This window comes from Mesorhizobium sp. ESP6-5 (genome assembly GCF_020164695.1).
GTDB lineage: Bacteria > Pseudomonadota > Alphaproteobacteria > Rhizobiales > Rhizobiaceae > Mesorhizobium > Mesorhizobium australicum.
In genome coordinates this window covers 88,870-112,842 of record NZ_JAIUGR010000006.1, presented here as the reverse complement: position 1 = coordinate 112,842, position 23,973 = coordinate 88,870, and the positions used below count along the sequence as shown (strand labels likewise).

The following is a 23,973-nucleotide window of genomic DNA, read 5'->3' as shown; positions in this document are numbered from 1 at the left end:
AGCCTCGATGGCGGGTCCGGGCGACAATACGCGCAACAAGTCCAAGACGGGGTCTGAAGCCGACAGCTTCAAGCGCGCCGTCACCGTCTGCATGCGCGCCATTGCCGGCGACAAGGAAATGGAAGTCGGCTTCGCCAAGGACAGGCCGGCGCTGGCGGGCAGCCGTGCGCGGCTGCCCGAACTGCCCAAGAAGGCATCGAAGTCCGACATCGCGATTACCCGCGGGCTCGGCGATTCCATGGCGTTGAAGCGCGCCTGCCATGATGTGCGCATCCACAGCAGACTGGCGCCGGAAGGCAAGGCCGCCCGTGCCATCTACGACGCGGTCGAACAGGCCCGCGTCGAGGCGATCGGCAGCCGCGCCATGCAGGGCGTCGCCGACAATATCGGGTCGATGCTGGAGGACAAATACACCAAGGCCAACCTCGTCGACGTCAAGGACAAGGCTGATGCGCCCATCGAGGAGGCGCTGGCGCTGATGGTGCGCGAAAAGCTGACCGGCCGGCCGGTGCCGAAGAGCGGCGAGCGGCTGGTCGAACTCTGGCGGCCCTGGGTCGAGGAGAAGGCCAAGGCCGATCTCGACGGCCTGTCGGAAAAGCTCGAGGACCAGCAGGCCTTCGCCCGCGTCGTGCGCGAGATGCTTGCCTCCATGGAAATGGCCGAGGAACTCGGCGACGACCAGGAGACCGAGGATTCCGAGGACAATGACGACAACCAGCCGCAAGGCGAGGAACAGAGCGAGGAAGGCGGCGAGGACGATTCCGGCTCCGAGCAGTCCCAGTCCGAGGACGCCGAGGCATCGGCCGACGACGAGCAATCGGCGGAGACGGAAGCCTCCGATGCAACGGCCGACGACCTGTCCGACGATGACGATGCCGATGCCGAGACGCCCGGCGAGGCTAGGCGCAACGACAATCCCTTCACCAATCTGCCGAAGGAAATCGACTACAAGGTTTACACGGCAGCTTTCGACGAGACGGTCGGCGCGGAGGAGCTCTGCGAAGAGGAAGAACTCGACCGGCTGCGCGCTTTCCTCGACAAGCAACTTGCCAATCTGTCAGGCGTGGTCGGACGGCTCGCCAACCGGCTGCAGCGCCGGCTGATGGCGCAGCAGAACCGGTCCTGGGATTTCGACCTGGAAGAGGGCTATCTCGACCCGGCGCGGCTGGTGCGCGTCGTCATCGATCCGATGCAGCCGTTGTCGTTCAAGCAGGAGCGCGACACCAAGTTCCGCGACACGGTGGTGACGCTGGTGCTCGACAATTCCGGCTCGATGCGTGGCCGGCCGATCACGGTCGCCGCCACCTGTGCCGACATTCTGGCGCGCACGCTGGAGCGCTGCGGCGTCTCGGTCGAGATCCTAGGCTTCACCACGCGGGCCTGGAAGGGCGGACAGGCGCGCGAGAAGTGGCTGAAGGACGGCAAGCCGCCGAACCCCGGCCGCCTCAACGATCTGCGTCATATCATCTACAAATCCGCCGATCATCCATGGCGGCGGGCACGCCGCAACCTTGGCCTGATGATGCGCGAGGGCCTGCTCAAGGAGAATATCGACGGCGAGGCGCTGCTGTGGGCCCACAACCGGCTGATTGCCCGGCCCGAACAGCGCAAGATCCTGATGATGATCTCGGACGGCGCGCCGGTCGACGATTCCACGCTGTCGGTCAATCCGGGCAATTATCTCGAGCGGCATCTGCGCGCCGTCATCGAATTGATCGAGACGCGCTCACCGGTCGAGCTGCTGGCCATCGGCATAGGCCATGACGTCACGCGCTACTACAGGCGCGCCGTCACCATCGTCGATGCCGAGGAACTGGCCGGCGCCATGACCGAGCAACTGGCTTCGCTGTTTGCCGAGGAAAGCGCGAAGGATACGCGTCGCGGCGGCATGCGGCGCGCCGGATGATCTTTTCGCGAGGCGGGTTTAGGCAAACGCTTTTCGCCGCCATCGTCCTGCTCGCCGGTGTGGCTCCGGCAGGTTCGGCCGGCTCGGCTCCAGTTGAACCTGTCGCCGTCTCGGCACGCCCGATCACCGAATTCCACATTGGCCGCGCCGACAAGCAATTCGGTCCGCTCGAATTCGTCGGTGGGCTGGAAATGACCTCGCCATCGCGCGATTTCGGCGCGTTGTCGGCCTTTCGGTTTCTGAAAGCCGGCAGCGATTTCATCGGTGTTGCCGATACCGGTTACTGGTTCTTCGGCACTGTGGCCCGCGATGCCAACAGGCGCCCCGTGGGCATCCAGAATTTTCGCATGCAGCAGATGGCCGACCAGGGCGGGCAGCCGATCGACGAAAAATGGGAAGTCGACGCCGAAGGCCTCGCGGTCAAGGACGGCATTGCCACCGTCGGTTTCGAGCGCAACCACCGCGTCTCCCAGTTCAGGATCGACCCGGACAACATGAAGGCGCCATTCAGGCAGCTGGATTTCCTGGTGCCGGCGTGGGAGTTGCGGCAGAACCGCGGCTTCGAGACAGTCACCCATTCAAATGCCAATGGTCAGCATGAAGGCGGCCTGGTCGTGGTCTCGGAGAAGAGCCTCGACAAATCAGGCAACATCTACGCCGCCATTATCGAAGGCCCGCATAGGGGCGTCTTCACCGTCAAGCGCAACGACGATTTCGACATCACCGACGGCGCCTTCCTACCGGATGGCGACCTCTTGCTGCTGGAGCGCAGTTTCACCATGGCGGGCGGCCTCAAGATGCGGCTGCGGCGCATTTATGGAGAGAGCGTCGAGAAGGGCGCCGTCGCCGACGGGCCGGTGCTGCTGCAAGCCGACATGGGCTACCAGATCGACAATATGGAAGGGCTCGATGTCTGGAGCCGGGATGACGGCGCGTTGATGGTGTCGCTGATCTCCGACGACAACCACTCGATCCTGCAGCGCAATCTCTATCTGGAATTCATTCTGCACCAGGATTGAGGGGCAGCCCCTTCGCGACGCTCATTGGCGATTTTTTTATGCGTCGGCCATTTCCGAGAATCCTGCCCTGACAAGCCAGGGGTTGCGCGGAGCTCGACAAGTCCAGACAGGTCCAAACACTGCTGCTGACGGCTCTGGTCTGGACCGCTAGCTGTTGGTGGCGATCCAGATGACATGGCGCGCGCCGCGCTTGCCGTTGGCGCGCGTGTTGACTTCCTCGACAGCGAAACCTGCCTGTTTCAACCGCCGCGTGAAGCTGGCATCCGGCCCTTGCGACCATACGGCCAGGACTCCGCCCGGTCTTAGGGCGGTGCGTGCGGCGGCGAGGCCAGCCACGCTGTAGAGCGCGTCATTGCCCTTGTGGACGATGCCTTCGGGGCCATTGTCGACGTCGAGCAGGATCGCGTCCCAGGCAATGGGTGCGGACCGTACGAACTGACCGACATCGGTTTCGTGGATGGTGACGCGGGGATCATCGAGCGAGCCGGCAAAAATCTCGGCCATCGGGCCGCGCGCCCAGGCGACGACGGCCGGCACCAGCTCCGCGACGACGATCTCGGCATTGTCGCCCAATTCGGCGAGGGCAGCGCGCAGCGTAAAACCCATGCCGAGCCCGCCGATCAGGATTCTCGGCCGACGATGACCCGCAATCCGCTGGCAGGACAGTTTTGCCAGCGCGTCCTCGGAGCCGCTCAGCCGGCTGTTCATCAGCTCGTTGGTACCGAGCATGATCGAGAATTCAGAACCGCGCTGTTTCAGCCGCAGTTCCTGCTGGCCATCAGGCGTTTTCGCGGAGTCCAGCTGGATCCAGGGAATCACGGCTAGGCCGCGGCGGCGGCCGGCTGGCTCCAGCGGGCGGCGAGCAGCCGGTAAGGGATCAGAGCCACGACAGCGATGATCAGTTTCACGCTGAGGTCGCCGAGCGCCCAGGACACCCAGCGCATGGCGTCGACATGAAACACGCCCATCAATGGGGCGCTCTCCAGCGCAAACCCGTCGCTTGGGCCGACGAAGGCAAAGGCGGCTGAAAAGGCGACGCCGAAGAACACGAGGGTGTCGAACACCGATCCGACCAGCGTGCCGACGATCGGCGCCCGCCACCAGCTCTGTCGGCGCAAACGGTTGAACACGGTCACATCGAGCAATTGCGCGGACAGGAACGCCGCTCCGGAAGCCGCCGCGATGCGCACCAGCCGGTCGGCTGATGTCTCGAATTCGATCAGGCCATGGCGGAACAGGAAGGGCGGGACGAGGATCGAGCAGACCACCGCCGTCATGAAGCCGACAAAGACGATCCGGCGCGCCACGGCAGGCCCGTAACGGCGGTTGGCGAGGTCCGTGACCAGGAAAGAGAAGGGATAGGTGAAAGCGCCCCAGGTCAAAACGTCGGCGAGCGACAGGCCGCCGATGTTTCCCTGCATGGGAAACTGCACGAGGATGTTCGATGCCACGACGACAAGCGCCATGGCAGCCACGAAAGGCAGGTACCGCGAGAAAGAAGACATTTTTTTATCCTGGGTAATGGAACCAGCGGAGCATCATGCCGAGGCAGCGCTCGCTTCGTAATTGAGCATCGGAGTGTCGGCCTTGCGGAACTATCCGATGCTCAGCGGCCAGCAAGGAGGCTGGCCAGGCGGTCGTCCCCCGCCTTTATCTGGATGTTACGCAGCGACCTGCTCGGCAAGCTTCTTGGCGATCTGCTTCTTCAAGAGACGCGCGCGCTGCGACAGTTCCTTGACGTCGGCCTTGGCCAGGAAGGCATCGAGGCCGCCGCGATGTTCGACCGAACGCAGCGCGTTGGCCGAGATGCGCAGGCGTACATTCTGGTTCAGTGCTTCCGAAATGAGCGTCACATTGACGAGGTTCGGCAGGAAGCGACGCTTGGTCTTGTTGTTGGCGTGGCTCACATTGTTGCCGGTCTGGACTGCCTTGGCAGTGAGTTCGCAGGTGCGGGACATGGTTCTAACCTTCAGTTCTCTCGGGGCCTGCCAAACCTTTGTACCCGCGCCGGGTGGCGCGCGGTTCTGGTCTGGCGGCCTTATGGAAAAGTTGGCGTTCCATAGTTGCATTTCACCCGGGCGTCAAGCTCCGGCTTCCGCACGGAAGCGCCCGGCTTTTCATATTAAGGCCGGATTTCACCGTATAAGCGGTCTCATAGGGACACGCCAGACCGGAGTCGCCCGCCTCCGGCCGAAACCAAGGATCCGATCCCGCCATGCTTCGTTCGTCTCACGCGCTTGTTGCCGCGCTTGTCATCGCCTTGCCGACCGCTGCGTCCGCTGCCTCGCCGCAGTCGTTCAAGGGCGAATACACGGTGTCGTTCCTTGGTCTCTCGATCGCCAGATCGACCTTTTCCAGCCATTATGAGAACGGTGCCTACGCGATCGAAGGCAGTGTCTCGGCGGCGGGTCTGGCCAAGCTGTTCGACGACACGCGGGGCACGATCTCGTCAAAAGGCACGATTTCGGGCCAGAAAATGGTGCCGCAGGCGTTTCGGGCCGACTACACTTCCGGCAAGAAGGCGTCTTCGATCGACATTCGCTTTAGCAATGGCAACGTGACCTCGACGCGGGTGATCCCCGCTCCGGGCAAGCGCGATCCCAAGGCCTGGGTGCCGCTCGGCGCCGGCGACCTGGCATCGGTGCTCGATCCGATGGCGGCGACCGTCATCCATGCCGACAGCCTCGACCAGGTCTGTGGCCGCAAGGTCAAGTTCTACGATGGTGAGATGCGCGCCGACCTGACGCTGACCTACGCCTCGAAAGGAACGATCTCGGTGCCGGGCTACAAGGGCGACACCGTCACCTGCCAGATGGGTTTCGAGCCGGTGGCGGGTTATCGCAAGGGCCGCAAGGCGCTCAATTATCTCAAGAACAAAAGCCGCATGATGGTGACGTTTGCACCGCTCGGCCAAACCGGCGTATATGCGCCGATCCACGCCACGGTCGGAACGCAGATCGGCACCTTGACCATCAGCGCCAGACGGTTCGAAGCGGTACAATAAGGCACGCCACCGGGGACAGAACGGGCGCGCCACTGGAGACAAAATGGGGCGCGCAACACTGATCGGCTTTTCGGCGGTCGCCATGTGGGCATTGCTGGCGTTGCTGACGGATGCGTCCGGCAAGGTGCCGCCATTCCTGTTGTCGGCGATCACTTTCTCGATCGGCACAGGCGTAGGGCTTGTCGCACGACTGTTCATGCCGACCACCGACAGGAGTCAAAAGACCCCTCCTCAGGTCTGGGTGATCGGCATTGCCGGCCTGTTCGGCTACCACTTCTTCTACTTCACCGCGCTGCGCAACGCGCCGGCGGTCGAGGCGAGCCTGATTGCGTATCTCTGGCCGCTGCTGATCGTGCTGGGCTCGGCGCTGATGCCGGGCGAGAAGCTGGCCTGGAACCATGTCGTCGGCGCGCTGCTCGGCCTTGCCGGCACCGTTCTGATCGTCACCAAGGGCGGCGGCCTGGCTTTCGATGCGCGCTACGCCTTCGGTTACGCCATGGCCGCCGTCTGTGCCCTGCTATGGTCGTCCTATTCCTTGCTGTCTCGACGTTTCCCGTCGGTGCCGACCAGCATCGTCACCTGGTTCTGCGCGGCAACCGCCGTGCTGTCGCTCGTCTGCCACCTGGCGCTGGAACAAACGGTTCTGCCTGACGGCGCCGGCCAGTGGCTGGCCGTGCTCGGGCTCGGCCTGATGCCGGTGGGCGCGGCCTTCTATGCCTGGGACATCGGTGTCAAGCGCGGCAACATCCAGGTGCTGGGTGCCGCGAGCTACGCGGCGCCGCTGCTGTCGACGCTGGTGCTGATCGCGGCCGGCGTCGCCGAACCGTCGCTGCGCATTCTGGCCGCCTGTGTGCTCATCACCGGCGGCGCGGCGCTAGCGGCAAAATCGCTGTTCCTGCGCAAGCCGGCTACGGAGAGCGGAGCCAGGGCATCCGAAGACGGAGCCAGGGCATGACGATGCCGTTTGCCGGGGGCATCGACGGCAACGCCAATGCGACGCTGATCTTTTCGCTGGTGGCGGCGGTGATCTATGGCTTCACGCTTGGCATGCCGCCGACGCTGGCCCGCTCGGCGGCAAAGACACTTGCCGTCGCGATGCTCGCCGTACTCGCCGCAATACAAGGCGGGCCGCTGCTGCTGGTCGCCGCCCTTGCGCTGAGTGCCATTGGCGATGCCTTCTTATCGCGCGACGGCGAAAAAGCCTTTCTGGGTGGACTGGCCAGTTTTCTCGTCGCCCATATCGTCTATGTCGCGTTGTTGCTGCGCAGCGGTGCCGGATTGGAGTTGCTTGGCGCCGAGCCCTGGCGCAGCGCGATCGCGCTGGCCATGGCGGTGTTCGCGATCGTCATGCTGGCGGCGCTTTGGCGCCGCGTTGGTCCCGGCTTGCGTATACCGATTGCCGTCTATGTCGTGGCGATCCTGGCGATGGGCATGTCGGCGCTAACGACAAGCAATGTCTGGATGATCGGTGGCGCCGTGCTGTTCATGGCATCGGACGGGCTGCTCGCCATGGAGAAATTTTTAGTGGCGGCCGTCTCGCAGCATCGCGCCTGGATGCGTTTCACCGTGTGGGTTTTGTACTATGCCGCCCAACTGGCGGTCACGCTGGGATTCCTGCTGGGTTAAATCGGCTTCGGCTGCCAGCCCGGCTCGGCCAGTTCGAAGGCGGCGAAATCAAAACCCGGCGCCACCGTGCAGCCGACCAGTGTCCATTCGCCCAGTGTGCGCGCCGATTGCCACCAGCCCGCCGGCACGGCGATCTGCGGCCGTTCACCCGCCGCGAGCTCGATGCCGAGCACCTGCTCGATAATGGCGCCGCCTTCTTCCCACATCGACAGCGCCAGAGGCGCGCCGGCATAAAAGTGCCAAAGCTCGGCGGCATCCCTGACCCGATGCCAGGCCGAAACCTGATGCTGTTCCAGCAGGAAATAGATGGCGGTCGAATGGCCGAGCGCACCGCCGGCTTCGTCGCGAAAGGTTTCCGCGTACCAGCCGCCTTCCGGATGCGGCTTCAGGGCGAGTGTTGCGATGACTTCCGCGGAACTGGTCATCGGCAGAAAGCTGGCATCAAAAATTGTCCTTGCGCTTGCGGATCTCGGCGAAGACCTCGGCATCCCCAGCCTTTTCCATGCCAAGATGCTTGCGGATTGCCGGATCGTGCCAGCGCAGGAAGGGATTGGTCGACAGTTCCTCGCCGATCGTCGTCGGCAGCGTCGGCTTGTTGTCGACCCGCAGCGCCTCGATCCGCGCGGCGCGCTCCTTCAACGCCGAATTGGTGGGGTCGACGCTCAGCGCGAAACGGGCATTGGCGAGCGTGTATTCGTGGCCGCAACAGATTGTCGTCTCGGCGGGAAGGGCCGCGAGCTTCCGCAGCGATTCGTACATCACCGGCGGCTTGCATTCGAACAGCCGTCCACAACCCAGCGCAAACAGCGTATCCGCGGTGAACGCCACTTTCGACAACGGCAGATGGTAGGAGACATGGCCAGCGGTATGCCCGGGCGTGGCGATCACTTCGATGCGCTCATGGCCGAGATGCAGGACGGAGCCTTCTTCGACGGTTTCATCGATGCCGGGGATCTTGGCCTTTTCCGCCTCCGGGCCCACGATGCGCAGCTTGAAGCGCTCCTTGAGCGCCAGATTGGCCTCGACGTGATCCATATGATGGTGCGTGGTCAGGATCATCGTGGGCGTCCAGCCGGTGCGCTTGATCGCGGCCAGGATCGGCGCTTCCTCGGGCGCGTCGATAATCGCGGTCTGGCCGCTTTCGGGGTCATGCACCAGCACGCCGAAATTGTCGGTGCGGCACATGAACTGTTCGATTTCGACCGGCATCGCATTTCTCCATTTGCCGCCGCAGACATAGGGCGCCGCTGCGTGAATGTCATCCCGGATGAGAAAGCGAATGTCATCCCGGATGGCGAGCAAAGCGAATGTTATCGTGGGATGTCAAATTGACATCCGCCGTGCCGGCCGCTTTGGCCTTTTGTTGAATCCGGCTGACATCACGGCTACATCCCTGACATGCATTCCGACATCGTCGACCTTCGTTCCTTCTATTCGACAACGCTCGGCCGGTTCGCCGAGCGCTCGATCACCATGGCGCTGTCGTCGATATGGGCCGCGGTGCCCAATGAGCGGCTGGTCGGCCTGGGCTATACCTTGCCCTGGCTGGAACGCTTCGGCACCGACGCCGAGCGGGTCTTCGCCTTCATGCCGGCGACCCAGGGCGCCGTGGTCTGGCCGGCGGCCGGGCCAACGGCGACGGCCCTGGTGTTCGACGAGGAACTGCCACTGGTCGATTCCTGCATCGACCGCATGCTGCTCGTCCATTCGCTCGAACACGTCGAAAACCCGCGTGAAACGCTGAACGAGATCTGGCGGGTGCTGTCGCCGGCCGGGCGCGTGGTCATCGTCGTGCCAAACCGGCGCGGTGTCTGGGCGCGCTTCGAACATACGCCGTTCGGCAATGGGCGGCCCTTCTCACGCGGGCAGCTCACCGAATTGCTGCGTGAGGCGAATTTCACGCCCGCCGCCTGGTCGGATGCGCTGTTCTTCCCGCCATCGCGGCGGCGTTTCATGATGCGCTTCCACAATGTGCTGGAGCGCGCCGGCCGGAGGCTGTGGCCGATCTTTTCCGGCGTCATTGTCGTCGAAGCGCAGAAACGGCTCTATCAAGGCGTGCCGGTGGCCCAGCGTGCGTCCCGCCGCGTCTTCGTGCCGGTGCTGTCGCCGCATGGCGCGACACGGCTCGGCCGGCGGGCCGAGGCAAGGGGTGTGGCATCGCCCCGGCAAGTGACACCTTCGTGATCGCGATGGAAACTTGCATCGCGCCGCGTCTTTCCGACCTATCTGTCGTGCTGGGCTCGCGGAGTGGTTGAGGGGCTGCCGCCGTCGGCTCCCTTCATCCGGTTTCAGCTTCGCTACTGAACGCAAGGACCTCGGCCATGGCTGATCAATTGGACAATCAGGCCACCATTCAGCCGGTCGCCGTCGCCAGCAGCCTGCGCGATCAGGTGGCGACGATCAAGCGGGCGCTGATCGGATCGCCGGTTCGCAAGTGGTTGCTGTGGACGTCGCTCGGCATCATGGGCGTCATTATCGCGACGTCGATCGGCCAGGTCTTGCTCAACCGCTGGAACCAGCCCTTCTACGATGCCCTCGCGCGCCGCGACATGGCGGCCTTCCTGCATCAGCTGATGGTCTTTGCCATGATCGCCGGCGGACTGCTGGTGCTCAATATCGGCCAGACCTGGCTCAACCAGATGATCCGGCTGAAGTTGCGCGAGGCGCTGACGCTGGACCTGATCGACCAATGGATGCGGCCGGCGCGCGCCTTCCGGCTGGCCAATGCCGGCGCCATCGGCGTCAATCCCGACCAGCGCATGCAACAGGATGCCGCGCATCTCTCGGACCTGTCGACCGATCTTGGTGTCGGCCTGCTGCAGTCGTTCATCCTGCTCGTGTCCTTTGTCGGTGTGCTGTGGGAACTGTCTTCGGGCTTCGTCTTCCACGTCAACGGCTGGTCGCTGGCGATACCGGGCTACATGGTTTGGGCCGCGTTCCTCTATGCCGGTACCGCCTCGTGGCTGAGCTGGCTGGTCGGGCGGCCGCTCATCAGCCTCAACAGCGACCGCTATACGCGCGAAGCGGAGCTGCGCTCCTCGATGGTGCGCGTCAACGAGAATGTCGATGCCATCGCGCTGTACCGTGGGGAGGATGACGCCAAGCGACGGCTGCAACTCGACCTCGGCACGGTGCTGGGCGCCATGCGGCGCATCTACACCGCCCAGATCAATCTGTCCTGGGTAACCGATACTTATGGCTGGATCACGGTCGTGGCGCCGATCCTGGTCGCCTCGCCGGTCTATTTCTCGGGGGATATCAGCTTTGGCGGGCTGATGATGGCGGTCGGGGCCTTCAACCAGGTCCACTCCTCCCTGCGTTGGTTCATCAACAACATCGGCAGCATTGCCGACTGGCGCGCCACGCTGATGCGTGTCGCCGACTTCCGCATCGCGCTCGATGAAACCGATGTGCTGCACGACAAGGAGAAGCGCATCGAATTCGCCGACAACGCCAATGGCAACCTGACGTTCGAGAAGCTTCAGGTGGCATCGCCGGACGGATGCACCAAGCTCGCCGACCAGCATGTCGAAATCCATGCCGGCGAGCGCGTCATGATCACCGGTGAACCGGGCGCCGGCAAGACGCTGTTCTTCCGCGCCATTGCCGGGCTGTGGCCGTGGGGCAGCGGGCGGATCGGCCTGCCGGCGGGGGAAACCATCATCTTCGTGCCGCGTGTGCCCTATTTGCCAGCCGGCACGCTGCGCGAGGTCCTCAATCACCCGAACGGGCATGCGCCGGCGAACGACGCCGACATTTCAGCGGTGCTTGCCGAGGTCGGTCTTGGACGGCTGTCGTCGTCGCTCGACCGCGTCGGACGCTGGGACCATGAGTTGGGCGATGACGAACAGCGATTGCTTGGCGTGGCCAGGCTCGCCTTGCGACAGCCAAAATGGGTGATCATCGACGAAGCCATGGATGCGTTCGACGGACCCTCGCTGCGGCGCGTGCTGTCGCTGCTGGAGAAGCGCCTGCCCGGCGCCGCGATCATCAACATCGGGCGCGGCCAGCACAACAATCAGTTCTTCCCGCGTTCCCTGACGATCGTTAAGGATTCCGACGCGCCCGCGCTGAAACCTGCCCACGTCAGGGCGGGTGCCATCGAGCCGCCGCCAGCCGCGGCAAGCCTCCACCACAGGAAGTAGCAGTTTTTCCCCCGTTGCGGCCCGTTGCCTGGCCGCCAAGGCCCTGGCGGTCGGCATCTCGCTGCCGGACGAGAAGGAATGCGCCCTGCAACGCGCCGTGCTCGATCGCTGAGCTGTCGCCGGTCAGGCCGGTGGAATTCCAAACTTGCCACGAACTTCGTCGTAGAGGTCGCGCCGCCAGCGGCGGCCGTGGAGATAACCGTTGATCAGTTCCGGCAATGAATAACCAAGCGCATCAGACGAGCGGTTGGCCATGTATCCCGCAAATGCCTGTGGTATTCGCCCCCGGAGAATATCGGCGATGATCTGCCGCGTGATCATAAAGGGAGGGACATGGGGGTAGGAGCGAGCGATGTGCGGATGCTTACTCATCAGGATCGCGTAGGCTTCGACATAGCCGTCCCTGCGGCCTGAAATCGAATTCTGCGAATTGTGCTTCGTCCAGTCGATATCTTCCGATAATTGCGCGCCGAAGCGCTGTGCGAAGCGCAGCAGAAGCTCGCGGTCCTGCATCCGGGGAATGTCGCTGTCATAGCCGCCGATGGCCAGCAAAGCCTCGCGCCTGGCTGTTATCGCCGATCCGGCTATGAAGGCCGTCTGCGCGACCACCGCCCGCTCCAGCATTGGCGGGTTCAGGAAAGCGCCGCGGTTGACGCAGGCGGTGCCGCGGCCACCCTTCACCGAGACATATGAGGAGAGCAGGACTTCGAGCGCTGGATTGTCGTCGAACCATGCCAGCGTCCGTTCGAGCCGGTGCGGCAGGAAGAGATCGTCCGAATCAAGAAAAGTCACCACGGGCGCCCGGGCTAGCTCGATGCCGGCATTCCTGGCGGCATTGGCGCCGCGCCACTTCGCGCCGACATAGATCAGCCGGGGGTCATGGATGCGGGCGAGCGCCGCCTCGGTCCCGTCCGTCGAACCATCGTCGACGACGATATGTTCAAATCGCGGCATGCTCTGGGAAAGCACGCTTTCGACGGCGCGGAGCACTGTTTCGCGCCGGTTGTGAGTGGGCGTGATCACCGTGACGAGGGGCGCCTGTTCGGTCTTCCCGATCATATCACGTCGGTCGCCTCCAGCGCGTAAACACCCTTCGCGCCAGGTCCTTTGATCATCGGGATGGCTAAATGGATCGGACTTCCCCCTGGATGGGCCTCATCGGATTCGGTGCGACGCTACAAAAAACAACCTGCCATGTCACCCCGTCGTGCCGTCGTTCGACCGACCAGGCATGATGAATTCCAGCTCATGGCGCTTCAACTGCAACACTTTCGCACCCGCTGAAAGACGCGCGGCCACCCTCAAGGATTGGCAGTTGCGCCTGCGGGCGGCGCCCATTTCATTATCGCTTCAGCAGGAACACTGCTTGTTGGCCAAAGAAATTCCAGAACCACCATGGCATCGACAGGCCGATCTTCTGGCCGTTGGCGTCGAGCGCGGTCGCCTTCTCCACTGTCGCGCCAAGCTCTTCGCACAAATTGACGAAGTCTCGGATCGTGCAGAAGTGGATGTTGGGCGTGTCGTACCAGGAATAGGGCAGGTCGCTGGTCACAGGCATGCGGCCCTTGACGAACAGCGACAGGCGCACCCGCCAGTGACCGAAATTGGGGAAAGACACGATCGCCCGGTTGCCGATCCTGAGCAGCTCGTCGAGCACCAGCTTCGGGTTGCGGGTGGCCTGCAGGGTCTGCGACAGGACAACGAAGTCAAAGCCCTTGTCGGGATAGAATTCGAGATCGGTGTCGGCGTCGCCCTGGATGACACTGAGACCGCGCGCCACGCATTCGTTGACGCCACGCTGCGACAGCTCGAGTCCGCGACCGTCGACCTGCTTGGTGTCCTGCAGCAATTCGAGCAATGAGCCGTCGCCCGAGCCGACGTCGAGCACACGCGATTGCGGCGGGATGAGGTTGGCGACGACCTCGAGGTCGACGCGTTGGCTGCCGTTGACGCTCATGGCTTCGCCTCGTGGACGGCGCATGGCCTTGGTCCGAAACGTCTGCAACTTTTCGGGGTCATGCGCTGAGCCCCCTGGCGCGCGCGGCCGAGCCGATGAAGCCGTTGATGGCGGCAAACAGTTCCGGCTCGTCGAGCAGGAAGGCGTCGTGGCCGCGATCGGTCTCGATTTCGACGAAGGATACCGAGGCGCCGGCGGCGTTGAGTGCGTGGACGATGGAGCGGCTCTCTTCGGTCGGGAACAGCCAGTCCGATGTGAAGGACACCAGGCAAAAGCGGGTTTTCGTGCCGGCGAAGGCGTCGGCCAGCCGGCCGCCATGGTCGGCGGCGAGGTCGAAATAATCCATCGACCGCGTCATGTAGAGATAGGAGTTGGCATCGAAGCGGTCGACGAAGGTCATGCCCTGGTGGCGCAGATAGCTCTCGATCTGGAAGTCGGCATCGAAGCCGAAGGTCAGCGCTTCGCGGTCCTGCAAATTGCGGCCGAATTTGCGGTGCAGGGCGGCTTCCGACAGATAGGTGATGTGGGCGGCCATGCGCGCCACCGCCAGCCCTTTCTCCGGGCGCTTGCCGTGTTCGAAATATTTGCCGCCATGCCAGTCCGGATCGGCCATCACAGCCTGCCGCCCGACTTCGTGGAAGGCGATGTTCTGTGACGAATGGCGCGCCCCGGTGGCGATCGGCAGCGCCGAGAACACGCGCTCGGGATAGCTCGACGCCCATTCCAGAACCTGCATGCCGCCCATCGAGCCGCCGAGCACGCAGAACAGTTTCTCGATGCCGAAATGGTCGATTAGCATCTGCTGCGCGCGCACCATGTCGCGGATGGTGATGACCGGCAGGTCGAGGCCATAGGGTTTACCCGTGGCCGGGTTGGTAGAGGCCGGACCGGTGGAACCCAAGCAGCCGCCGATGACATTGGAGCAGATGACGAAGAAACGGCTGGTATCGATGATCCTGCCCGGTCCGATCAGCACTTCCCACCAACCGGGCTTGCCGGTTACCGGATTGGTGCTGGCGACATGCTGGTCGCCGGTCAGCGCGTGGCAGACGAGGATGGCATTGGAGCGGGCATCGTTCAGCGTGCCATAGGTCTGGTAGGCGATCTGGAACGGCGACAGCAGCGTGCCGGCGTCGAGCTTGAGCGGCTTGTCGGGTCCGAAACGCAACACCGGGCTCGACGGTTGGTCGGCCTCGTTGTTGGTCTTTCCTGCACGCAGAGCGGCCATCACGTCTCTCTTGCTGCACCGTGCGCTCGTGGAAATCGTTGCCGATCTCCGCCGCCGATGCGTGCGTCCGGCCGGTCGCGGACAACAAAAAACCGGCATTGCCTTCGCAAAGCCGGTTACGTCACGCAAACGGCCCTTTAGCGAATTGTTTAACGTGGCTGCAAGCCGACCGGCCAAATCACCACGGAACTGTCATCGTCTTTCTAGAACCCGCCTGCCTCGCCGTCAATGGCGGCGGCTGGCACCACTGCCACCTCTCGACATTGCGTGCCATGGCTTGTATTTCCGCAGCGGCCTCCGGATGGAGGCGTTTTCGACGGATTTTGCAAGATATGAACCAGACACCGGATCAGGCACGTCCAACTCCGCGCGCGGGCATCATGGACATAGAGGCCTATGTGCCCGGCAAAAGCTCGGCGGCCGCCGGTGTGGCCAAGGTCTACAAGCTGTCGTCGAACGAGAATCCGCTTGGGCCTTCGCCGAAGGCGATCGAGGCCGCGCGCGAGGTCGCCGGCAAACTCGACATCTATCCCGACGGCAGCGCCAAGCGGTTGCGCGAGGCTATCGCCGAGGTGCATGGCCTCAACGCGCAAAACATCATCTGCTCCAACGGGTCGGACGAGATCCTCGGCCTGTTGGCGCAGACCTATCTCGCGCCCGGCGACGAGGCTATGTTCACCGAACACGCCTTCATGGTCTACAAGATCTACATCCAGTCGGCAGGTGCCACCCCGGTCGTGGTCAAGGAGACCGACGAGCGCGCCGACATCGACGCGATGCTGGCGGCCGTCACGCCGCGCACGAAAATCGTGTTCCTGGCCAATCCCAACAACCCGACCGGCACCTATGTGCCGTTCCAGGAGGTGCGCCGCCTTCATGCCGGACTGCCGGGAAACGTGCTCCTGGTGCTCGACGCGGCCTACGCCGAATATGTCCGCCGCAACGACTACGAAGCCGGCATCGAGCTGGCCGGCAGCGCCGAGAACGTGGTGATGACCCGCACCTTCTCCAAGATCGGGCTCGGCGGCGCGCGCATCGGCTGGATGTATGGTCCCCTGCATATCGTCGACGCCATCAATCGTGTACGCGGCCCCTTCAACGTCAATGCGACTGCGATCGAGGCTGGCATCGCCGCGATCCGCGACCGTGCCCATGTCGAGCGCAGCGTGGCGCATAACGAGACCTGGCTCACCTGGCTGAGCGGCGAAATGACCGGGCTCGGGCTGCGCGTGACGCCGAGCGTCGGCAATTTCCTGCTCATTCATTTTCCCGACGATCAGAAGCATTCCGCGGCGGCGGCTGACGATTATCTGAGCGCGCGCGGCTATATTCTGCGGCGCGTTTCAGGTTACGGCTTTCCCAACGCGCTTCGCATGACCGTCGGCACTGAAGAGGCCAATCGCGGCGTTGTCGCCGCGCTCACGACATTCCTGAAAAGCTAGAACGTCTAAAGAGCTGGAACACCATGGCATCACCGATGTTCGAAAAGATCGCGCTGGTCGGTATCGGCCTGATCGGCTCGTCTCTGGCCCGCGTCATCCGACGCGAGGGCTTGGCTCGCCATGTCGCCATCTCGACGCGCAGTGCGGCAACGCTCAAGCGAGCCGAGGAACTGGGCCTTGGCGATTCCTACACCATCGATGCCGGGGACGCGGTGCGTGATGCCGATCTGGTCGTTGTCTCGGTGCCGGTCGGCTCATCCGGCGCTGTAGCGGAGGAAATCGCGCCGGCGCTGAAAAAGGGGGCGATCCTCACCGATGTCGGCTCGACCAAGGCCTCGGTCATCGCGCAGATGCAGCCGCATGTGCCTGAAGGCGTCCATTTCATTCCTGGCCATCCGCTGGCGGGCACCGAAAAATCCGGCCCGGATGCCGGGTTTGCCGACCTGTTCGACAACCGCTGGTGCATCTTCACGCCGGTGCCGGGCACCGATCCGGAAGCGCTGGAACGGCTGTCGGAATTCTGGCGCCGCTGCGGCGCCAACATCGACACGATGGACCCGCAGCATCACGACATGACGCTGGCCATCGTCTCGCATCTGCCGCACATCATCGCCTACAACATCGTCGGCACCGCCGACGATCTGGAATCGGTGACCAAGACGGAAGTGATCAAATATTCCGCCTCCGGTTTTCGCGATTTCACGCGTCTGGCTGCCTCCGATCCGACCATGTGGCGGGACGTGTGCCTGCACAACAAGGATGCCATCCTGGAAATGTTGGCGCGGTTCTCGGAAGACCTGGCGTTCCTGCAGCGCGCCATCCGCTGGGGCGACGGCGACAAGCTCTTCGACCTGTTCACCCGCACCCGCGCCGTGCGCCGCTCGATCATCGAGGCGGGCCAGGATATCGACGCGCCCGATTTTGGCCGCCAGGCGGTCGAGCATCCGGCAAAGAGCTAGGTGATTTCAACCGGCCAGGCGGTTGCCATCATGGCGAGCGTCTCCGCCCGATCCGGCGCGCCCAGCCGGCCGCCGAAGCGCAGGCACTTGAGCGCGGCGGCCGCGCTGGCAAAGCGCAGTGCGTGCTCGACCGCCATGGCTTCCGCCAGCCCGACGGCAAAGGCGCCATGAAAGACATCGCCGGCGGCCAGCGTGTCGACCGCCTTGACCCTCGGTGCCTCGACATGGCGGGATGATCCGGCGCTTCGGTCGAACCACCAGGTACCCGCCGCGCCGCCGGTGACCGCGACGAACGCATCGGTGCGGGACGCCAAATCGGTGCAGGCGGTCTCCAGATCCAGCGCGTGGCCGCATATGATGCGGACCGCCGGCTCCGAGGCGACGATGTGCGAGGCGAGCGGCAATAATCGCTCCAGTACCGCCAGGGGCGCGGTATCGGCATCGAGTATGGCTGGGCGGCCGGCGGCGCGCGCCGCCTTAAGGGCAAGCGCCGCGGCGCCCGGCCAGCGCACGTCGGCCAGTACGGCGTCGAATGCCGTTATGTCGGTGAACGGCAAAACCTCGGGATCGGCCTGCGCGCGCGCGTCGTAGAAAGGCACGATGATCCGCTCGCCATGCGCATCGACCAGGATCGAGGCCAGTGCCGAGCGGGCGCCGCTGACGCGGCGTACATGGCTGCAATCGACGCCCTCGGCCTCTATCCCGGCAATCAGCAGATCGCCGACCGGATCGTCGCCGGCGCTCGCCCATAGCGACACCTCGGCACCCAGGCGATGCGCGGCGCAGGCCGCGCTCGTCGCCATGCCCGAGGCGATCTGGATGCCGTCCGAGGCGATGAATTTTCCCTGATGCGTGGGCAGTGATTCGACACGAAGAATGGTGTCAAGCGTCAGTGCGCCGACGCTCAGCAGCTTTGCCGGCCCCGCCATCCGTTAGTTGACCGGCTTGATCTTGCCCAGCGGAATGAAGCCGAGGGAAGCCTTGCCCTTGACCACTTTCAGCGGCATGGACGGTTCGCTGCCAAGCAGCGCCAGGGCGCCAAAACCCTGCTCGATCGCATTCTTCTGCTCGGGTATGGCGCCGGCAAGAATAGATGCCACCGCCTTGGGATCCTTGATCCTGATCATCAGGTCGGCGTCGACGAGACCCTCGGCATCGACTGACAGCGGCCCGGAAACGGTGACGCGCGCCGTGCCGGACGACAGATCGAGGTTGCGGATTTCGATCCGCTGGCCGCGCAGGCTTTTCACCTGCGTGCCGATCAGCGCCACGCCGTTCTTCAGTGTCACGTCGCCGCTGGCATCGAGCGCCGGCAACACCCGCCCGCCGATCGCGTCGGCATCGATCTCAAGATCGCCAAAGCTGCCGACATAGTCGAGATCGCCGTTGTTGGGCTGCAATTGGCCTGACGCCTTGCCGGCACTGAACAGTTCCACCGGATCGGTATCGTCGGCCGGGTCGGTCTGGCCCGACAGGCCCTCTGCCTGCAGCGCTACACGCCGCGGCAGCGGGTACCACAATTTGACGTTGGCCTGCAGATTGTCCCAGTCGATCCAGAGCGGCATCATGCCGGGGACGGAGGTCCGGAGCGGACCGCGTAGATTGGCAACAGGCGACAAGGGCTGGACGATCTGGGCGACGGCGTTGAAGGAGCCGGCCGAGGCAGCAATGCTCTTGGCGTCGTCCTCGTAGGCGAGGTTGTCGCAGGAGACCGTGAAGCTCAGTGGATAGCCACCGACCTGGAGATTGGCGCAGCCGGCCTCGACGCCGCTCTTGTTGAGCGTGGCAACCGCCTTGTCGGCCTCGGACCTGACCCTGTTGGCCAGATAGAACCAGCCGGCGCTGTAAATGGCGAACAGCACGAGGATGAACGCGGCAAGCCACCACAGGCGGCGACGGTTACCCGGTTGGCGTTCGTCACTTGACGTCATGCTTTGGCTCTCATTAACGCATGGATGGTGTGGACGGATTCTCAGGTTCCGAACACTAGGTAGACAGAGACGGATGGAAAAAACACCGGTTACCGGTGCGGTGCTGCCATTCTTTTTGCAATCAGGCGCGGTGATATGGGCGATTTTTGGGTGTTCGGCTACGGTTCGCTGATCTGGCGGCCGGGTTTCGCTCATGTCGAGACACGACGCGCCCGCCTGCATGGCTATCGCCGCTCGCTCTGCGTCTATTCCTTCGTGCATCGCGGGACGCGCCAGCGGCCCGGACTGGTGCTTGGCCTCGACCATGGCGGCTCCTGCGTCGGCCTTGCGTACCGTGTCCCTGGCGAATTGCGCGACGAGGTCATTGCCTATCTGCGCGAGCGCGAACTCGTCACCAGCGTCTATGTCGAGCGGACGCTCAAGGTTCGCCTCGACGGCGGTGGCGCGGTGGATGCCGTGGCATACATTGTCGACCGCAAGCATGAGCAATATGCGGGCGCGCTGGACGCGGCGGATGCGGCGGCCGTGGTGCGCGGCGCGGTCGGCCGGTCCGGCGACAACGAGGATTATGTGCTGAGCACGCTGAAGCATCTGGAAGCGCTCGAGATTCGCGACCACTGGCTGGAGGATGTGGCGCGCCGGATAGCGACTTTGTGAAGCGCTGGCTCCGCGGAAAAGGCGGCCAGGCCTTTGATCTCGATGCGGCAAGACCTAGGTTAGGCTCCGAACCCAGCCAGCGGGCGGCATCCGCCCGGTCCCAATCACCACGGAGATCCGTCTTGCAGAAACGCCGTCTCGGTCGCACCGACCTTTTCATCGCGCCGCTGGTTCTGGGTGGCAATGTCTTCGGCTGGACCGCCGACGAGAAGACTTCTTTCGATCTGCTTGATCGCTTTGTCGGGGCCGGCCTCAATGCCATCGACACGGCCGACGCCTATTCGCGCTGGGTTCCCGGCAACAAGGGCGGTGAATCGGAAACCATCATCGGCAAATGGATGAAGGATCGTGGCAATCGCGACAAGGTCGTGGTGGTCACCAAGGTCGGCTCGGACATGGGACAGGGCCACAAGGACCTGTCGGCCGCCTATATCGAAAAGGCCGTCGATGCATCGCTGAAGCGGCTGCAGACCGAGTTCATCGACCTTTACCTCTCGCACTGGCCGGATCCGACCACGCCCTATGAGGAAACCCTCGGCGCCTATGAGAAACTGCTCGCCAAGGGCAAGATCCGCTATGCCGGCTGTTCCAACCTCGACGCCGGCCAGTTGCGCGCGGCGCTTGACGTGGCAAGCCTGCGCGGCCTGCCGCGCTATGAGGTGCTGCAGCCGGAATACAATCTCTATGACCGCTCCTCCTTCGATGGCCCGCTGCGCGATCTCTGCGTGGCGGAGGATATCGGCGTCATCACCTATTTCAGCCTGGCCAAGGGCTTTCTCAGCGGCAAGTACCGCAGCGAGGCCGATCTCGGCCAAAGCGAGCGCGGCGGCGGGGTGAAAGACTACCTCAATGCGCGTGGCATGCGCATCCTGGCGGCGCTGGACGCGGTGTCGGCCAGGCATTCGGCCAAACAGGCGGAAGTGGCGCTTGCTTGGGTTATCGCGCGGCCCGGCGTCACCGCGCCGATCGCCAGTGCGACCAAGCCTGAGCAGATGGACAGCCTGATCCGCGCGGCGTCGCTGAAGCTGTCCGCGGACGACATGGCCGAACTCGACAAGGCCAGCGCCTGAGGTTGCGACGCTGGTGCTGACCACGCTGGCGGTGTACGGCTGACGGCCGGTGGTCAGGAGGCTTCAGGCCTTCGCGCCGAGCTCCCGAACCCGCTTCACCGCCGTTGGCGGCAGGGCCGGCGGGTTTGATGCGCGGGATGCCTCGAGGAGAAGCTGGTCGCAGGCAGTCTCGGTCTCACCGATCAGCCGCGCCATGAACTCGTCCTTGCCCAGGCCAGGCGGTATGGGCGGCAGGAAGCGCGCCTTGACGGTGCCGGGATAGCGCAGGAACTTGCGGCGCGGCCAATAGAGGCCAGCGACATGGGCGACCGGCACGACCGGAACGCCAAGCTGCGAATAGATTTCGACGATGCCGTATTTGTAGGCCGGCTCGTCGCCCGGCGCCCGGCGCGTGCCCTCGGGATAGATGATCAGCTGGCGCGGGTTGCGCGCCATTTCTTCCTTGGTCGCCGCAACCACCGCCTTCAAGGCCTTGGAACGGCTGCCGCGATGCACCGGGATCATCCGCATCTTCAAGATGTACCAGCCGAAGAAGGGGATCCAGGTCAGCTCGCGCTTGAGGATGTAGAGCGGGTCCTGGAGGAACGGGAAGAAGGCGATGGCGTCCCAGAACGACTGGTGCTTGGGTGCCAGGATGAAGGAACCCTCGGGCAGGTTTTCCTGCCCGGTGATGTCGTTTTTGGTGCCGGCGATCTTGTCATAGAGCCACATCGAGGTGCGCGACCAGAATTTCGGCACGAACCAGGCGCGGTGGCGGGGCGACAGGAAATAGTACGGGGTCCAGAGGATCATCTGGACGATCAGATTGACGTAGAAGACGAAATTGAACGCCAGCGATCTGACATAGAGCATGGGGGAGGTCCGGTGAGGAAGTGTGCGTTGGTTACACCAAGCGCGGAGAAAAAGGAAACGGTGCGATACTGCCCTTCCTACCAGGTCGCCTGCGCCAGGCGTTCCCTCAGGCGGGGGGCGGCGAAGTCGAGGAAGGCGCGCAGTTTCACCGGCAGCCGGCCCTGGCCCGCATGCACCAGGTTTACCGGCCAAGGCTCGGGTTCGAAATCCCTGAGCACGGGGCGCAGTGTTCCCGAGCGTGCGGCGGCGACAATCTGGTAGGAAAGCACCCGTGTCACTCCGACACCGGCGATCGCCGCATCAATCGCCGCCTCGGCGGTGTTGACCCGGAGCCTTGATCGGACCGGCACGACAAAATCAGCCTTGTCCACGGTGAAGGTCCAGGTGGCGAGCGAGCCAAGGCCCTCGAAGGTAATGCAGCTGTGCGCCTCGAGATCTCCCGGAGTTTCTGGAATGCCGCGTCCGGCCAGATAGGCAGGGCTCGCGCAGACAACATGACCGATCGAACCGACCCTGATGGCGACCATGCGCGAATCCGGCAGCCTGCCGATACGGACGGCGAGGTCGATATGATCCTCGGCCAACTGGCTTATCCTGTCGCCGAGCGTCAGGCGGATATCCACCAGGGGATAGGCGGCGAGGAAGTCGGTGACGACCGGTAGCACGTGAAGGCGGCCGAAGACGATCGGCGCGGTGACGATCAATTCCCCTGTCGGGGCGCTGTATTCGCCGCCGGCGGTGCGTTCGGCGTCGCCGACCTCGTCGAGGATGCGGCGGCAGGCAGCGAGATAGGCATGGCCGGCGTCGGTCAGTGTCAGCCGCCGCGTAGAGCGGTTCAACAGGCGTGTCTTCAGGTACCGTTCCAGTTCGGAAACCTTGCGGCTGACTGTTGCCAACGGAACGTCCGAATGGCGCGCGGCGGCGGAAAGGCTGCCGCCCTCCGCCGCCGCGACGAAAAGGGACATGGCTTCGAGACGATCCATCATTTCTTCCAGAAAATGGAAGGGTTGGTTGCAAATATGGCATCTACATCCGCAACATGGAAGGCTGCATATAACGGGGGCACACCTCAACCAGGAAATCTCTATGCCCCGCATCGCTACGCCTTCGTCCATCGCTGCCGCTCCCGCCGCCGCGCAGCCCATGCTGCAAGTGGTGGAAAAACAGCTTGGTGTCGTGCCGAACCTGTTTCGGATGGTCGCCAACAGTCCGGCGGCGCTGGAAGGCTATCTCGGCATGATGGGCGCGCTGGCCAAGGGCCGGCTTCCGGCGCCGACGCGCGAGCGCATCGCGCTGGCGATCGCCGAGATCAATGGCTGCAACTACTGCCTGTGCGCGCACACCTATCTCGGCAAGACGCTCGCAAGCCTCGACGATGCCGAGATGATGGCCAATCGCCATGGCGGCTCCATGGACCCCAAGGCAGCCGCGGCGGTGCGTTTTGCCGCCCGGGTTGCGCAAAGCCGCGGACATGTCGCCCGTGAGGATATCGCTGCTGCTAGGCTCGCGGGCTATGACGACGGAGAGATCATCGAGATTGTCCAGCATGTCGCCCTGAACGTCTGGACCAACTATATCAATGAGGTTGCCGAGACCGAGATCGATTTTCCGGTTGTTTCCGCCCGCAATGCTGCCTGAATCCGGATAGGAGCGGCGGTGCCCGCCGGTCCCCACCCTTCATGCCGCAGAGGAAATCCCATGTCTGAGAGCCGCCCGCCGCTTCCGCCCTTCACCGCCGAGACGTCAGCCCAGAAAGCGCGCATGGCCGAGGATGCCTGGAACTCGCGCGATCCGGCGCGGGTGGCGCTCGCCTATACGGTGGACAGCCGTTGGCGCAACCGCGCCGAGTTCCTGCAAGGCCGCGATGCCATCCAGGCGTTCCTGACGCGCAAATGGAGCCGCGAACTCGACTACCGGCTGATCAAGGAGGTCTGGGCCTTCCACGGCAACCGCATCGCCGTGCGCTTCGCCTATGAATGGCGCGACGACAGCGGCTCGTGGTTCCGCAGCTACGGTAACGAGAACTGGGAATTCGACGACCACGGGCTGATGCGGCTGCGCATCGCCAGCATCAACGACCTGCCGATCGCCGAGGCCGAGCGCAAATATCACTGGCCGCTCGGCCGGCGGCCGGACGACCATCCGACGCTGTCGGAGCTCGGTCTTTAGAAGCATTC

General features: G+C 63.9%; 25 protein-coding genes and 1 riboswitch. Of the genes, 13 read left to right on the top strand and 12 right to left on the bottom strand.

Annotated features, from left to right (window positions below; all coding sequences use genetic code 11):
- Positions 1-7: 7 nt before the first annotated feature.
- Both cobT and LB524_RS11605 read left to right on the top strand, forming a co-directional pair.
- A complete protein-coding gene (gene cobT, locus LB524_RS11610; RefSeq protein ID WP_224526394.1) occupies positions 8-1,906 on the top strand; it encodes a cobaltochelatase subunit CobT in 1,899 nt (632 codons plus the stop codon).
- Complete coding sequence (locus LB524_RS11605) at positions 1,903-2,925, top strand: esterase-like activity of phytase family protein (protein ID WP_224526375.1); 1,023 nt, start codon at positions 1,903-1,905, stop codon at positions 2,923-2,925. The genes cobT and LB524_RS11605 overlap by 4 nt, the downstream gene beginning before the upstream one ends.
- 147 nt (positions 2,926-3,072) lie before the next feature.
- On the opposite strand, the gene LB524_RS11600 is transcribed toward LB524_RS11605, so the two are convergent.
- From LB524_RS11600 to rpmB, 3 genes are all read right to left on the bottom strand, one after another.
- Entirely contained in the window at positions 3,073-3,744 is a 672-nt protein-coding gene (locus LB524_RS11600) for a spermidine synthase (RefSeq protein ID WP_140720206.1), read from the bottom strand.
- A gap of 2 nt (positions 3,745-3,746) precedes the next feature.
- Positions 3,747-4,430, bottom strand: a complete 684-nt coding sequence (locus LB524_RS11595) for a queuosine precursor transporter (protein ID WP_140616807.1) — start codon at positions 4,428-4,430, stop codon at positions 3,747-3,749.
- Positions 4,431-4,586: 156 nt separating this feature from the next.
- Positions 4,587-4,883, bottom strand: coding sequence for a 50S ribosomal protein L28 (gene rpmB, locus LB524_RS11590; protein WP_010911765.1), 297 nt, complete (start codon positions 4,881-4,883; stop codon positions 4,587-4,589).
- Positions 4,884-5,140: 257 nt separating this feature from the next.
- Here rpmB and LB524_RS11585 point away from each other — a divergent pair, with 257 nt between their 5' ends.
- From LB524_RS11585 to LB524_RS11575, 3 genes are read left to right on the top strand one after another with little or no spacing between them, the layout of a single operon-like run.
- Positions 5,141-5,929 carry a DUF3108 domain-containing protein gene (locus LB524_RS11585; RefSeq protein ID WP_140720208.1) on the top strand — a complete coding sequence of 263 codons (789 nt, stop codon included), beginning with the start codon at positions 5,141-5,143 and terminating at the stop codon, positions 5,927-5,929.
- Positions 5,930-5,972: 43 nt separating this feature from the next.
- Positions 5,973-6,884 carry a DMT family transporter gene (locus LB524_RS11580; RefSeq protein WP_224526357.1) on the top strand — a complete coding sequence of 304 codons (912 nt, stop codon included), beginning with the start codon at positions 5,973-5,975 and terminating at the stop codon, positions 6,882-6,884.
- Positions 6,881-7,555 carry a lysoplasmalogenase family protein gene (locus tag LB524_RS11575; RefSeq protein ID WP_224526352.1) on the top strand — a complete coding sequence of 225 codons (675 nt, stop codon included), beginning with the start codon at positions 6,881-6,883 and terminating at the stop codon, positions 7,553-7,555. The genes LB524_RS11580 and LB524_RS11575 overlap by 4 nt, the downstream gene beginning before the upstream one ends.
- On the opposite strand, the gene LB524_RS11570 is transcribed toward LB524_RS11575, so the two are convergent.
- Together LB524_RS11570 and gloB are read right to left on the bottom strand one after the other, a co-directional pair.
- On the bottom strand, positions 7,552-7,980 hold the full coding sequence (locus tag LB524_RS11570) for a cupin domain-containing protein (RefSeq protein WP_224526312.1): 429 nt from the start codon (positions 7,978-7,980) through the stop codon (positions 7,552-7,554). The genes LB524_RS11575 and LB524_RS11570 overlap by 4 nt on opposite strands.
- Before the next feature lie 16 nt (positions 7,981-7,996).
- Entirely contained in the window at positions 7,997-8,764 is a 768-nt protein-coding gene (gene gloB, locus LB524_RS11565; RefSeq protein ID WP_224526309.1) for a hydroxyacylglutathione hydrolase, read from the bottom strand.
- 189 nt (positions 8,765-8,953) lie between these two features.
- On the opposite strand from gloB, the gene LB524_RS11560 reads away from it, so the two are divergent.
- Positions 8,954-9,739: a class I SAM-dependent methyltransferase gene (locus LB524_RS11560; protein WP_015315516.1), complete on the top strand. Its 786-nt coding sequence runs from the start codon at positions 8,954-8,956 to the stop codon at positions 9,737-9,739.
- A gap of 137 nt (positions 9,740-9,876) precedes the next feature.
- Entirely contained in the window at positions 9,877-11,700 is a 1,824-nt protein-coding gene (locus tag LB524_RS11555) for an ABC transporter ATP-binding protein/permease (protein WP_015315517.1), read from the top strand.
- Between the two features lie 123 nt (positions 11,701-11,823).
- Here the strand turns inward: LB524_RS11555 and LB524_RS11550 are convergent, their stop codons facing one another.
- The 3 genes from LB524_RS11550 to metX form a co-directional block, all read right to left on the bottom strand.
- Positions 11,824-12,759 (bottom strand): glycosyltransferase family 2 protein, encoded by a 936-nt coding sequence (locus LB524_RS11550; protein ID WP_140616813.1) that lies wholly within the window; start codon positions 12,757-12,759, stop codon positions 11,824-11,826.
- Positions 12,760-13,042: 283 nt separating this feature from the next.
- Positions 13,043-13,657 (bottom strand): methionine biosynthesis protein MetW, encoded by a 615-nt coding sequence (gene metW / locus LB524_RS11545; protein WP_015315519.1) that lies wholly within the window; start codon positions 13,655-13,657, stop codon positions 13,043-13,045.
- A gap of 58 nt (positions 13,658-13,715) precedes the next feature.
- Positions 13,716-14,885 carry a homoserine O-acetyltransferase MetX gene (gene metX, locus LB524_RS11540; RefSeq protein WP_015315520.1) on the bottom strand — a complete coding sequence of 390 codons (1,170 nt, stop codon included), beginning with the start codon at positions 14,883-14,885 and terminating at the stop codon, positions 13,716-13,718.
- 117 nt (positions 14,886-15,002) lie between these two features.
- Positions 15,003-15,080, bottom strand: a riboswitch (SAM riboswitch).
- A 137-nt stretch (positions 15,081-15,217) separates the two neighbouring features.
- Between metX and hisC the strand changes: the two genes are divergently transcribed.
- Together hisC and LB524_RS11530 are read left to right on the top strand one after the other, a co-directional pair.
- Positions 15,218-16,327, top strand: coding sequence for a histidinol-phosphate transaminase (hisC, locus tag LB524_RS11535; protein WP_015315521.1), 1,110 nt, complete (start codon positions 15,218-15,220; stop codon positions 16,325-16,327).
- 23 nt (positions 16,328-16,350) lie between these two features.
- Complete coding sequence (locus LB524_RS11530) at positions 16,351-17,286, top strand: prephenate/arogenate dehydrogenase family protein (protein ID WP_015315522.1); 936 nt, start codon at positions 16,351-16,353, stop codon at positions 17,284-17,286.
- Here LB524_RS11530 and LB524_RS11525 read toward each other — a convergent pair.
- Positions 17,283-18,215, bottom strand: a complete 933-nt coding sequence (locus LB524_RS11525) for a sugar kinase (RefSeq protein ID WP_015315523.1) — start codon at positions 18,213-18,215, stop codon at positions 17,283-17,285. The genes LB524_RS11530 and LB524_RS11525 overlap by 4 nt on opposite strands.
- 3 nt (positions 18,216-18,218) lie before the next feature.
- A complete protein-coding gene (locus LB524_RS11520) occupies positions 18,219-19,217 on the bottom strand; it encodes a DUF2125 domain-containing protein (protein WP_224526291.1) in 999 nt (332 codons plus the stop codon).
- Positions 19,218-19,352: 135 nt separating this feature from the next.
- Between LB524_RS11520 and LB524_RS11515 the strand changes: the two genes are divergently transcribed.
- Together LB524_RS11515 and LB524_RS11510 are read left to right on the top strand one after the other, a co-directional pair.
- Positions 19,353-19,874 (top strand): gamma-glutamylcyclotransferase, encoded by a 522-nt coding sequence (locus LB524_RS11515; protein WP_224526288.1) that lies wholly within the window; start codon positions 19,353-19,355, stop codon positions 19,872-19,874.
- Positions 19,875-19,996: 122 nt separating this feature from the next.
- Complete coding sequence (locus tag LB524_RS11510) at positions 19,997-20,944, top strand: aldo/keto reductase (RefSeq protein ID WP_224526286.1); 948 nt, start codon at positions 19,997-19,999, stop codon at positions 20,942-20,944.
- A 63-nt stretch (positions 20,945-21,007) separates the two neighbouring features.
- Here the strand turns inward: LB524_RS11510 and LB524_RS11505 are convergent, their stop codons facing one another.
- Entirely contained in the window at positions 21,008-21,796 is a 789-nt protein-coding gene (locus LB524_RS11505; protein ID WP_224526283.1) for a lysophospholipid acyltransferase family protein, read from the bottom strand.
- 77 nt (positions 21,797-21,873) lie between these two features.
- Positions 21,874-22,779 (bottom strand): LysR family transcriptional regulator, encoded by a 906-nt coding sequence (locus tag LB524_RS11500; RefSeq protein WP_224526281.1) that lies wholly within the window; start codon positions 22,777-22,779, stop codon positions 21,874-21,876.
- Between the two features lie 103 nt (positions 22,780-22,882).
- On the opposite strand from LB524_RS11500, the gene LB524_RS11495 reads away from it, so the two are divergent.
- Entirely contained in the window at positions 22,883-23,434 is a 552-nt protein-coding gene (locus LB524_RS11495; protein ID WP_224526278.1) for a carboxymuconolactone decarboxylase family protein, read from the top strand.
- Positions 23,435-23,494: 60 nt separating this feature from the next.
- Positions 23,495-23,965: a DUF1348 family protein gene (locus LB524_RS11490; protein WP_224526276.1), complete on the top strand. Its 471-nt coding sequence runs from the start codon at positions 23,495-23,497 to the stop codon at positions 23,963-23,965.
- The last annotated feature ends 8 nt before the right edge of the window (positions 23,966-23,973 follow it).